The 10,968-nt window shown below is 58.2% G+C and carries 13 protein-coding genes; 9 read left to right on the top strand and 4 right to left on the bottom strand.

The genetic code is table 11. The features are described 5' to 3' along the window. Window positions 1-33 precede the first annotated feature (33 nt). Window positions 34-1,521: an amidase gene (locus ARC85_RS00840; protein ID WP_278349787.1), complete on the top strand. Its 1,488-nt coding sequence runs from the start codon at window positions 34-36 to the stop codon at window positions 1,519-1,521. A 142-nt stretch (window positions 1,522-1,663) separates the two neighbouring features. After that, entirely contained in the window at window positions 1,664-2,275 is a 612-nt protein-coding gene (locus tag ARC85_RS00835; RefSeq protein ID WP_011783800.1) for a hypothetical protein, read from the top strand. 25 nt (window positions 2,276-2,300) lie between these two features. Here the strand turns inward: ARC85_RS00835 and ARC85_RS00830 are convergent, their stop codons facing one another. After that, window positions 2,301-2,882, bottom strand: a complete 582-nt coding sequence (locus tag ARC85_RS00830) for a GAF domain-containing protein (RefSeq protein ID WP_273030788.1) — start codon at window positions 2,880-2,882, stop codon at window positions 2,301-2,303. A gap of 12 nt (window positions 2,883-2,894) precedes the next feature. After that, a complete protein-coding gene (locus tag ARC85_RS00825; RefSeq protein ID WP_286714158.1) occupies window positions 2,895-3,125 on the bottom strand; it encodes a hypothetical protein in 231 nt (76 codons plus the stop codon). On the opposite strand from ARC85_RS00825, the gene ARC85_RS00820 reads away from it, so the two are divergent. From ARC85_RS00820 to ARC85_RS00800, 5 genes are all read left to right on the top strand, one after another. After that, complete coding sequence (locus ARC85_RS00820; protein ID WP_286714157.1) at window positions 3,115-3,261, top strand: hypothetical protein; 147 nt, start codon at window positions 3,115-3,117, stop codon at window positions 3,259-3,261. The genes ARC85_RS00825 and ARC85_RS00820 overlap by 11 nt on opposite strands. A gap of 44 nt (window positions 3,262-3,305) precedes the next feature. Continuing rightward, entirely contained in the window at window positions 3,306-4,313 is a 1,008-nt protein-coding gene (locus tag ARC85_RS00815) for a methionine ABC transporter ATP-binding protein (protein ID WP_014420170.1), read from the top strand. Continuing rightward, entirely contained in the window at window positions 4,313-4,990 is a 678-nt protein-coding gene (locus tag ARC85_RS00810; RefSeq protein ID WP_014420171.1) for a methionine ABC transporter permease, read from the top strand. The genes ARC85_RS00815 and ARC85_RS00810 overlap by 1 nt, the downstream gene beginning before the upstream one ends. A 19-nt stretch (window positions 4,991-5,009) precedes the next feature. Next, the gene (locus ARC85_RS00805; protein ID WP_011783807.1) at window positions 5,010-5,792 is read left to right on the top strand and encodes a MetQ/NlpA family ABC transporter substrate-binding protein; all 783 of its coding nucleotides are present in this window, start codon (window positions 5,010-5,012) and stop codon (window positions 5,790-5,792) included. A gap of 179 nt (window positions 5,793-5,971) precedes the next feature. Then, on the top strand, window positions 5,972-7,198 hold the full coding sequence (locus tag ARC85_RS00800) for a YncE family protein (RefSeq protein ID WP_206854073.1): 1,227 nt from the start codon (window positions 5,972-5,974) through the stop codon (window positions 7,196-7,198). Window positions 7,199-7,259: 61 nt separating this feature from the next. On the opposite strand, the gene ARC85_RS00795 is transcribed toward ARC85_RS00800, so the two are convergent. Together ARC85_RS00795 and ARC85_RS00790 are read right to left on the bottom strand one after the other, a co-directional pair. Further along, entirely contained in the window at window positions 7,260-7,913 is a 654-nt protein-coding gene (locus ARC85_RS00795) for a peroxiredoxin (RefSeq protein ID WP_022993419.1), read from the bottom strand. 184 nt (window positions 7,914-8,097) lie between these two features. Continuing rightward, entirely contained in the window at window positions 8,098-9,459 is a 1,362-nt protein-coding gene (locus ARC85_RS00790; RefSeq protein WP_022993418.1) for an alanine/glycine:cation symporter family protein, read from the bottom strand. A gap of 198 nt (window positions 9,460-9,657) precedes the next feature. On the opposite strand from ARC85_RS00790, the gene ARC85_RS00785 reads away from it, so the two are divergent. Beyond that, window positions 9,658-10,089, top strand: coding sequence for a CBS domain-containing protein (locus ARC85_RS00785; RefSeq protein WP_153739772.1), 432 nt, complete (start codon window positions 9,658-9,660; stop codon window positions 10,087-10,089). Window positions 10,090-10,122: 33 nt separating this feature from the next. Further along, on the top strand, window positions 10,123-10,968 hold the full coding sequence (fghA, locus tag ARC85_RS00780) for an S-formylglutathione hydrolase (RefSeq protein ID WP_153739773.1): 846 nt from the start codon (window positions 10,123-10,125) through the stop codon (window positions 10,966-10,968).

Below are 10,968 nucleotides of genomic sequence, written 5' to 3'. Positions count from 1 at the left end.
ACTTTCGCCGAAGAACAACAAGCAGGGTTGCCAATGAAACCGTCCGAATATCTCCGTTACGATGCCACGGCCCTGGCCGATCTGATTCGCCGGGGTGAAGTCACCTCCCGGGAAGTGACCGAGGCCGCTATCGACCGTGCCAGCGCCGTGAACCCGCGCCTGAATGCCATCTGCCACCCGCAGTTTGCGGAGGCCATGGATCAGGATTTTTCTGCAGAGGGCCCCTTCGCCGGGGTGCCCTTGTTGCTCAAGGATCTGGCACAGGAGCAGGCCGGGCATCCCTGTACATACGGCAGCCGGGCTCTGCTGAAGAACGTCGCTACGCGGGATTCCCAGTTTGTGCGCCGTGCCCGGGAGGCTGGGCTGGTTTTTCTTGGTCGCACGGCAACCCCGGAATTCGGCCTCAAGGCAGTGACCGAATCGGCGCTGTGGGGCCCCAGCCGTAACCCCTGGGATACCGAGCGCACGCCGGGCGGCTCCAGTGGCGGTTCCGGCGCTGCGGTGGCGGCTGGCATTGTGCCCATGGCTGGTGCCAACGATGGTGGCGGCTCCATTCGTATTCCGGCAGCCTACAATGGCTTGTTCGGGCTGAAACCGTCCCGGGGCCGGATTTCCGTTGGCCCATACGCCGGTGAGGCCTGGACCGGAGCGTCTACCGATCATGTGGTGTCCCGCACGGTCCGGGACAGCGCCGCGATGCTGGATGTGCTGTCCGGCCCGGCCAGTGGCGACCCGTTTACCATTCCAGAGCCATCAGCCCCCTGGGCGGACCTGATGCAGCAGTCACCGGGCCGCCTCAAAATCGGCGTATTTACCTCGTCACCCTATGACACCGAGGTGGCGCCGGAATGTGTCGCCGCAGTCGAAGAAACGGCCCGCCTGCTGGAATCCCTGGGCCACAACGTAGAATACGCCCGCCCGGAATTCGATGGACTCGCCCTTGCCCGTTGCTACCTGGCGCTTTATTTCGGTGAGGTGTCTGCCCTCATGGAGCGCGCGAAAACCGAATTCGGCGCCATCGATCGGGACTTTGAGCTGGAAACCCGGCTGCTGGGCATGCTCGGGCGCACCATGCCGCTGCCAGACTATGTTCGCCTGCGCCAGCAGTGGAACGATTTCGCCCGGGCTCTGGGGGCCTATTTCGACCGTTTTGATCTTTATCTGTGTCCCACCACCGGCCAGTTACCGGCCCGGATCGGGCAAATGGACACACCGGCTCACCTGAAACTGGTGGCCCGGCTGATGCTCGGTCTGAAAGCCGGAAAGTTGGTGCACAAGAGTGGACAGGTGGACCAGATGGCTCTGGAAAGCCTGGCCAGGACGCCATTCACCCAGCTGGCCAACCTGACGGGAACGCCGGCGATGTCGGTACCCCTGCACTGGACCCGTGACGGGCTGCCTGTGGGGGTGCAGTTCGGGGCGGCCCACGGTGGTGAAGACCGCCTGCTGCAGGTTGCTGCTCAACTGGAAGAGGCGAATCCGTGGTTCAGCAACTACGAGCGCCTTGAGGATGCTTTCTGAGGTCGAAGAAAAAACCTTCTCCGGGGGTTGTGATCCGCGGTGACCAACTCCACGTTTATCTTTCCATGTGGAACAGGCTATGCTGTTAGTCAGGGACACCGGTTCCTGACCACCCTGATGGCATCGAGGAGGCGAGCATCTTATGAACCAATCGATGGCAATCGACGATCTGGTATCCGTAGCGCAGGCTGAAGCCATGGGGGAACTGGACGCCCCGATGATGGCGATCGTCCTGTCCAGTGATCAGAGCTACGACCTTCCTATCAACTCACTGGAGACTGATGCCGACAAGGCTCGCTGGGGGCTTATTCTGAGAGCAGCCAGGGAACATGTGGAGGCCGACGCAGTTGCGGTGCTCTATCCGGCCTGGACCACCATCCGCCGCAAACCGGCCGAAGGCCAGCCCGAGCCTGAGCAGGCGGCGACTGATGACGACGCCCGGGATGACGATAATGGCCCCATCGATACCCTGTTCGTCCAACTTCACACCCGTGATCGCATCTACTGGCGGGGTTTCGAGCAGATCCGCGACCCGCGTCACCAACGCATTATCGGCTTCCGCCGGATCAAGGCGCTGTCTACCGACTACGACCGAGATAACGCGCCGTCCGTGGCCTCCTGGCTGAGCACCCTGTTTGAGCCGCTGCCGGATGAGGGCGAGGAAACCGACGTGGATCGGGAACTGGCAGATCTGCTGGAAGAACCGGAAGTCAGTGCGGCCCTCTATCCGAGGCAGATGCGCTCGCTGCACTAGTGTTTGTACCAGGCTGACCCTGATGTCAGCGTACTGACATCAGGGTCAGACACAACTGGGCGTTCTGGATAAAGTGGCCAAACGCTGCCAATTGTTGTTCTGATGGCACATAGCCTGCTGCCGCATTGTCCGCGTAGAACAAACCTACCAACCGGCCCTTGGCTTTCAGCGAACCTGTCAGCGCCGGTACTTTCCCCAGCCAGCGATCGTAGGGCACCCCTTCGGTCTGCTTTCGCGGTTCATAGACGGCGCAGGGGCCATGGGGTAGCAGTGACCCGAGCGGGCCGGTGCCATCTTTCTTGATGATGAAGTGCTCACGCCATTCTTCGGTGCCGCGGCCACCTACCTTGCGCGGTACCAGTAGTTCGCCGGAGCGGTCGGTCATCAACAGGGCTACGCGCTGCATGCCGATGGCCCGGTGAATCCCCTCAATCACTAACTGGCAGACCTCATTGATGTCCGGTTTTTCCGCCAGGGTCTGGGTCAGCTCCCGCAGAATCTGCAGTTGCAGATCGGAGTCCATGGCCGGGGCCTGGGCATCGGGGGCTGACTCCTGGTTGCCCGGCAGCAGGGCCGTCACTTGCGGGATGCCGAGAGAAACCGCCACTTTGGTGGCCTCCTAGGCATTCACCTTGAGCTGGTCACGGATGGCGGCGGGTGTCTCGCCGATGTTCATCAGCAAAGCGCCGATAAAGACTTCTTCAAGGGCGTGCTCGGTACGTTTGAGCATCAGGCAGCGGGCCTGTACCGTGGCGTGAATCGCCCTGGCCAGGCATCGCAGCATGTGGGGGCGATCATTGCGTTTAAGCAGGGAATCGACAATCAGAGACGAAATCGCCATGGACTTCACGGCATCAAAGCCGATCAGCGTGATGGCCCGGCTGACCGTGCTGACCTGGGTGCGGGTCTGTCAGGTACCTTTTGGTGTAAGGGCAACTACCCACCTGCCGGCCACCGGGCGGGATTCGGGTTTGCCCCCTGAATAGGCTATAATCGCCGGTTTTAACGACGCATCTGCAAGGCACTGATCGTGATTGTATTTGACCAGGTAGAAAAGTCGTACCAGGTGGCTGGCCGGGCGATCCCCGCGCTGCATCCCACCAGTATGACCATCGAGACCGGTGAGGTGTTCGGCATCGTCGGCCACTCCGGCGCGGGCAAATCGACCCTTGTCCGACTGATCAACAAACTGGAACCCTCCACCGGCGGTCGCATCCTGATCGACGACGAGGACATCACCCGCTACAGCGCCGCAGAGTTGCGGGCCTTCCGACGCAAAGTGGGCATGATTTTCCAGCATTTCAATCTGCTGTCGTCCAAGACGGTGGCTGACAATATTGCCTTCCCGATGAAGCTGGCGGGCATTTATTCCAAGGCTGAAATTCGCAGTCGGGTGGATGAGCTGCTGGCACGGGTGAGCCTGAGCGATCATGCCAACAAATATCCGTCTCAGTTATCCGGCGGGCAGAAACAGCGGGTAGGCATTGCCCGCGCTCTGGCCTGCAGACCGACTATTTTGCTGTGCGATGAAGCCACCAGCGCCCTGGACCCACAAACCACCCAGTCGGTACTAAAGCTGCTGGCGGACATCAACAAGGAACTGGGCCTGACTATTGTGCTGATTACCCACGAGATGGATGTGGTGCGCCGTGTCTGTGACCGGGTGGCGGTGATGGATGCCGGCCGTGTGGTGGAAATGGGGCCGGTCAGTGAAGTCTTTCTGCACCCCCAGCACCCGACCACCCGGGATTTTGTGTTCGAAAGCGAAAACGTCGATCGCGATGAGTTGCAGGAAGATCTGCAGAAAGCCGAGGGTCGTATTCTGCGACTGACGTTCAAGGGGGAATCCACGTACAAACCGTTGCTTGGTAGTGTTGCCCGGGAATCCGGTGTGGATTTCAGTATTCTCTCGGGCAGGATTGATCACATCAAGGACACGCCCTACGGCCAGTTGACCCTGTCGTTGGTGGGCGGCGATCTGGAGGTCGCCATGAAAGCGCTGGAAGCCGCTGAAGTTCATGTGGAGGTGGTGCGCTGATGGAAGCCTTGATGGAAAGCCTTATGGGGAACGTGGACTGGGCCGAAATTGGCTGGGCCAGTTGGGATACCCTGGTGATGGTGGGCATGTCGCTGTTGTTCAGCGTATTGATTGGCTTGCCCATAGGTGTGCTGTTGTTCCTGACCGGCAAGCGTCAGTTGCTGGAACAGCCGGTGGCCTACGCCATCCTGTCGTTTATTGTGAACGTGCTGCGCTCTGTGCCCTTCATCATCCTGCTGATTGTGATGATCCCGTTCACGGTAATGCTGATCGGCACCTCCCTGGGGGTGGCCGGCGCGATTCCCCCGTTGGTGGCCGGTGGTGCTCCGTTCTTTGCCCGCCTGGTGGAAACCTCCTTGCGGGAGGTGGACCGGGGCATTATTGAAGCAACCCAGGCCATGGGTGCGAATGTTCGGCAAATCATCTTTGGTGCCTTGCTGCCGGAGGCACTTCCCGGCATTATCGCGGGCATTACGGTAACGGCCATTACTCTGGTGTCTTACGCAGCCATGTCTGGCGTTATTGGTGGCGGCGGCCTTGGCGACCTGGCGATCCGGTTCGGTTACCAGCGGTTCCAGACCGACGTCATGGTGATTACTGTGGCCCTGCTGGTGATCTTTGTGCAGGTGTTGCAGATGGCGGGCGATCGCCTGGTTCTGTATTTCAGCCGTAAATAATTAACGCAGGAGATTTGTTATGAACCTGAAGAAAACTCTGGTGGCTCTGGCCGCTGTTGCAACCTTCTCGACCGCTGCTTCGGCAGAACAACTGTCCGTGGCCGCGACTCCGGTACCCCACGCCGAGCTGCTGGAATTCGTGAAGCCGGCCCTGGCGGAACAGGGTGTGGAGCTGGATGTGAAGGTGTTCACCGACTACGTGCAACCCAACATCCAGGTTGATCAGAAGCGTATGGATGCCAACTTCTTCCAGCACCAGCCGTACCTGGATGAGTTCAACGACGGCCGTGGCACCAATCTGGTGACTGTGACCGGCGTTCACGTGGAGCCGTTCGGCGCCTACTCCAGCAAGATCGAGTCTCTGGACGAGCTGAAAGAAGGTGCGGTTGTGGCCATCCCCAACGACCCCACCAATGGTGGCCGTGCTCTGCTGTTGCTGCAGAAAGCGGGCTTGATTACCCTGAAGGACGAAAGCAAGATCACTGCGACCCCGCGTGATATTGCCGACAACCCCAAAGACCTGGACTTCAAGGAACTGGAAGCGGCGACCCTGCCGCGTATCCTGAACCAGGTGGACCTGGCGCTGATCAACACCAACTACGCGCTGGAAGCGGGCCTGAACCCGTCTGAAGATGCTCTGGTGATTGAAGGCTCCGAATCTCCTTACGTGAACATTCTGGTCGCCCGTCCGGACAACAAGGACAGCGAAGCCATGCAGAAGCTGGCCAATGCCTTGAAATCCGATGCGGTGAAAGACTTTATCAAGGAGAAGTATGAGGGTGCGGTTGTTCCGGCGTTCTGATACCGGCAGTTAGGCCTCACTCACGAAAGGACAGGGTAAAACCTGTCCTTTTTTTATACCTGGAATTGACCGAAATGACGCAGTTGCTGTCGCTTGCGTCATGTGCGCGATTGGTCAAAAAAGGTACAAGTGTTCGCCGAGTTGATAAATAGCAAAAACAATAGTTCGGAGAACTCACCATGATACGAATGAAACAGTCTCGTGCCCGCCGCGGTATTCAGACATTGCTGCTTGCGTCGTCTCTTGCGCTGGCCGGTACACCAGCACTGGCCCAGGAGAACACACGTGATGTCATTTTTGTTGGCAATAACTGGGAAGGCATGATCGATGTGATTGATGCCGAGACCTATACCAGCCTGGGGCGCATCAATGGCATCCCCGACAAGCGCCAGCGTATGACTGAAATTCTCTTCAACCCGATACGACTGGTGTTCTTCAAAGCGGTACGTTACCTGATTGGCGAAGGTAACGATCAGTATGTGGACGATATGTACAGCTCCCCGGATGGCCGGCTGCTGATTGTCTCCCGTCCGAGTTTTGCCGATGTGGTTGCCATTGAGACCGGGACCGGGAAAATCGCCTGGCGTTTTCAGGTAGAGGGCTACCGTTCCGACCACATGGCTCTGTCACCGGATGGTAACCGGGTCGCAGTTTCGGCCTCTACCGGCAATGTGGTTCACGTGTTGGATGTGAATACCGGGAACGAGATTGGTCGCTTCCCCACCGGGAATTCTCCCCATGAGAATGTCTATTCCCGGGATGGCAGCAAGATCTACCACGCCAGCATTGGCCATGTATTCACACCGCTGGACAAGAATCTGTTGGATTTCACCAAGGGTGAGCGCCGCTTTCAGGTGGTGGATGCCAACTCACTGGAGATCATTGAACAGTTCGATTTTGCCGATAAGCTGAAGGCGGCCGGCCTGGGCAAGCTGAGCCCGGCCATCCGGCCCATGGCTCATACTCCGGATGAACGTTTCTTCTATTTTCAGTTGTCGTTCCTGCACGGCTTTGTGGAGTACGACATGGAAGAAGGCGTGGTCACCCGATTGGCCGAGTTACCCAATCTTGTGCCGGACCTGCCCCGGGAACTCTACATCAATGATTCGGCTCACCACGGCATTGCCATGAATGGCGACGGAGATGCTCTGTGTGTGGCAGGTACGATGAGTGATTACCTGGCGATCGTGGACCGCGAAACGTTTGATTATCAGTTACTGACTGGCCTCGGCGAGAAGCCTTATTGGGTAACGACCAATGAAGCGGGCGACCGTTGTTACGTCTCCTGGAGTGGTACCGACCAGATGTCAGTGATTGATATCGATACTGCGACTGAATTGGCGCGGGTCGATGTCGGAGATCATCCTCAGAGGATTCGGGAAGGGCAGGTACCGGCACATTGGTAAGTGCCGGTGAAGAGGGCAGGTTTGAACCTGCCCTCGGATAACTTCAACGCAACAGAGTGGATCAGTCACCACTCCAGTTAGCGCGTGGGTCTGGTGTCATCCGCAGGTAGGACTTCACGGCTTTGTAGCCTTTCGGGAAGCGCTTTTTGATCTCATCTTCATCCTGCAGGGACGGCACAATCACCACATCACTGCCACTCTCCCAGTTGCCGGGTGTGGCCACGCGGTGTTCGTCGGTCAGTTGCAGGGAATCGATTACCCGCAGCACTTCATTGAAGTTACGACCGGTGGATGCCGGGTAGGTGATGATCAGTCGAACCTTCTTGTTCGGGTCGATGATAAACAGCGAACGCACGGTCAGGCTGTCGTTGGCGTTCGGGTGGATCATGTCGTACTTCTCGGACACCTGGCGGTCGTGGTCTGCAATGATCGGGAAGTTGACCGTGCAGCCCTGAGTTTCGTTGATGTCTTTGATCCAGTCGTGGTGAGAATCGACCGGGTCGACACTCAAGGCAATGGCCTTGACGTTACGCTTGGCAAACTCGTCTTTGAGCTTGGCAGTCAGGCCCAGCTCGGTGGTGCACACCGGGGTGAAGTCGGCCGGGTGGGAAAACAGCACGCCCCAGCTATTGCCTAGCCACTCGTGAAAGCGAATGCGGCCCTCGGTGGAATCCTGTTCAAAATCGGGTGCAGTATCTCCAAGACGCAGACTCATACTTACTCTCCTTCGACACGGTTGTTGGCAAATTCGTGTATTGCGCCGGCGTTGCCCGCCGTTGTTGTCTGATCAGTGTATACGAGTAACTGTGGTGATGGATGCGCCAGTTACAAGGGGGACTTGATCTGGCGCATCCAACGGATCGCTCACATCCTTGTGAGCGTCTTGCATAGACAGGGTATTACTCCACGCCCAGAGCCTTCTGCTTCTCGAAGTGCTCCCTGGTCAGTCGGAACACTACCGGGCTCAACAGCAGCAGGGCGATCAGGTTGGGCAGTGCCATCATGGCGTTCAGGGTGTCGGCCACCAGCCAGATAAAGCCCAGGTTGATGGTGGCGCCCACCGGAATGGCCACAATCCACAGTACCCGGTAAGGCAGAATGGCCTTCACACCGAACAGGAATTCAATACAGCGCTCGCCGTAGAAAGACCAGCCAATGATGGTGGTGAACGCGAAGATCGCCAGGGCAATCGCCACCACGTAGTTACCAAAGCCCGGCAGGCCGGTTTCAAAGGCCAGGGACGTGAGTGCGGCACCGGTTTCACCGGACGTCCAGGCACCGGAGGTGATGATCACCAGACCAGTGATGGAACAGACAATGATGGTGTCGATGAAGGTGCCCAGCATGGCCACCATGCCCTGCTTGACCGGGTTCTTGGTTTGCGCTGCCGCGTGGGCGATGGGGGCAGAGCCGAGACCTGCTTCGTTAGAGAAGATGCCCCGGGCCACACCAAAGCGGATGGCTGCCCAGACCGCAGCACCGGCAAACCCGCCCTCGGCTGCAGCCGGGCTGAAGGCATAGCTGAATACCATGCTGATGGCTTCCGGAATCTGGTTGGCGTTAATGGCCAGTACGATCAGGCCAATCAGCACATAGGACACAGCCATAAACGGCACCAGCGCACTGGCTACCTGGCCGATACGCTTGATACCGCCAATCAGTACCATGCCCACCAGTACCATCAGGATCACACCGGTTACCCAGTGGGGCAGGCCAAAATTGGTTTCCAGCACATCGGCGACGGAGTTGGCCTGAACCGTGTTACCGATGCCAAAGGCGGCCACAGAGGCAAACACCGCAAACAGGATGCCTAGCCAGGCCCACTTGCTGCCGAGGCCGTTACGGATGTAATACATGGGGCCGCCCACGTGGTTGCCGCGCTCGTCCACTTCCCGGAAGCGAACCGCCAGAACGGCTTCTGAATATTTGGTGGCCATGCCCACCAGGGCTGTGAGCCACATCCAGAACAGCGCACCGGGGCCGCCGAGGAAGACTGCGGTGGCAACACCGGCAATGTTACCGGTACCCACGGTGGCAGACAGTGCGGTCATCAGGGCCTGGAACGGGGGAATATCGCCGTCATCCTCGTCACCGCGGGCCCGGCCGCTCCACATCAGGCGGAAACCGGCGCCCAGTTTCATGATCGGCATCAATTTCAGGCCAATACTCAGAAACAGGCCGACGCCCAGAATCATCACCAGCATGGGAGGGCCCCATACCAGTCCGTTGATTTCACTTACAAAATTGGAAATGGCTTCCATGGGTTCTCCCACTGTTTACCACGGATGAATCAGGATTATTGAGCCCTGAAAGGGCATAACCCATTGAGTTTAGTCGACAATTATCCGATGTAAACCGTTTTCATAACGCCGGTTTTTCATTTCTGTGTGCTTTGCCTATGTTTAGGGTATGGAAGTGCTCAATCGGGCACCGTTATTCTGTCTGAAAGGAAGTTGTCGATGCGCTCATTGAAAATATCTGAAGTGATGTGGAACCACATTGAACCGATACGCTGTGGTACGCCGGTCACCAGGGTGGTGAAAGCCCTTCTGGCCAATCATGTTACCGGTTTGCCGGTGGTGGATGATCATCGCCGTGTGCTGGGCTTTGTCTCGGAGCAGGACTGTATACACTCGCTGCTGGTCAGCAACTACCACCACGAAGGTGATCCCATTGTGGATGACGTGATGTTCCGGCAGCCGATGACGGTATCGCCGGAGATGTCGGTGGTGGATCTGGCCCAGAATCTGGGAGCCGGTAAGCCAAAAGTGTACCCGGTGGTTGATCATGGCAAACTGGTTGGTATCGTAACGCGTACTGCCATTCTGGCGGAATTTGCCAAGTCCGGTTTCAGTATCGACAAACCCAGCTATGCCGGGGCTGAGGACTGATCGCTAACCACATCTTTAACTCCGGGGGGATCTATGGACCTGTTATCCACCAACGTCTGTTTCGACGGGGAACACCGCCGCTATCGCCATACCTCCGCTACCCTGGAGTGCGACATGGAATTTGCGGTGTTTCTTCCTCCTGCGGCGCTGGGTGCTCGGGCCAAAGAGGTGCCGGTGCTGTACTGGTTGTCGGGCCTCACCTGCACCGATCAGAATTTCATGCAGAAAGCCGGCGCCCAGAAACTCGCTGCAAAGCTGGGCCTGGCCATTGTCTGCCCGGATACCAGTCCCCGAGGCGTGAATCTGCCCGGCGAGGATGACAGCTATGATTTTGGCTCCGGAGCCGGTTTCTATGTGAACGCGACCCAGCAGCCCTGGGCGCCGCATTACCGGATGTATGATTATGTGGTCAAGGAGCTGCCGCAGCTGGTGGAAAACGAGTTGCCGCTGAACGGCGAACGTTCGGTCAGTGGCCATTCCATGGGAGGGCACGGGGCTCTGATTGCGGCTTTGAAGAACCCGGGGTATTACAAGTCGGTATCGGCCTTTGCTCCAATTGCCAACCCCATGGCCTGCCCCTGGGGCCAGAAGGCGTTTAGCGGATACCTGGGTGACGATCAATCGGCGTGGGAAGCCTGGGATGCCACCATGTTGATTCCGACGGCAAAGGAACGGCTGCCGCTACTGGTGGACCAGGGTACGGCCGATGAGTTTCTGGACAGCCAGCTGAATCCGGATGCCCTGGCCGATGTGTGTGAGAAGTTTCATCATCACCTGAACCTGCGTATGCATCGGGGCTATGACCACAGCTACTTCTTTATCGCCTCGTTCATTGACGATCACTTGAACCATCATGCCCGGGCGCTGGGGCTGATCTGA

Source organism: Marinobacter sp. tcs-11, from assembly GCF_002049515.1.
Classification (GTDB): domain Bacteria; phylum Pseudomonadota; class Gammaproteobacteria; order Pseudomonadales; family Oleiphilaceae; genus Marinobacter; species Marinobacter nauticus.
This window is presented reverse-complemented; position numbering and strand designations above follow the sequence as displayed.

Excerpts from the sequence above, each read along its gene's own strand:
- ARC85_RS00795 (WP_022993419.1), bottom strand. The coding sequence starts at position 7,913 with ATGAGTCTGCGTCTTGGAGATACTGCACCCGATTTTGAACAGGATTCC.
- ARC85_RS00835 (WP_011783800.1), top strand. The coding sequence starts at position 1,664 with ATGAACCAATCGATGGCAATCGACGATCTGGTATCCGTAGCGCAGGCT.
- ARC85_RS00840 (WP_278349787.1), top strand. The coding sequence starts at position 34 with ATGAAACCGTCCGAATATCTCCGTTACGATGCCACGGCCCTGGCCGAT.
- ARC85_RS00810 (WP_014420171.1), top strand. The coding sequence starts at position 4,313 with ATGGAAGCCTTGATGGAAAGCCTTATGGGGAACGTGGACTGGGCCGAA.
- fghA (WP_153739773.1), top strand. The coding sequence starts at position 10,123 with ATGGACCTGTTATCCACCAACGTCTGTTTCGACGGGGAACACCGCCGC.
- ARC85_RS00790 (WP_022993418.1), bottom strand. The coding sequence starts at position 9,459 with ATGGAAGCCATTTCCAATTTTGTAAGTGAAATCAACGGACTGGTATGG.
- ARC85_RS00800 (WP_206854073.1), top strand. The coding sequence starts at position 5,972 with ATGATACGAATGAAACAGTCTCGTGCCCGCCGCGGTATTCAGACATTG.
- ARC85_RS00805 (WP_011783807.1), top strand. The coding sequence starts at position 5,010 with ATGAACCTGAAGAAAACTCTGGTGGCTCTGGCCGCTGTTGCAACCTTC.
- ARC85_RS00820 (WP_286714157.1), top strand. The coding sequence starts at position 3,115 with ATGGACTTCACGGCATCAAAGCCGATCAGCGTGATGGCCCGGCTGACC.
- ARC85_RS00785 (WP_153739772.1), top strand. The coding sequence starts at position 9,658 with ATGCGCTCATTGAAAATATCTGAAGTGATGTGGAACCACATTGAACCG.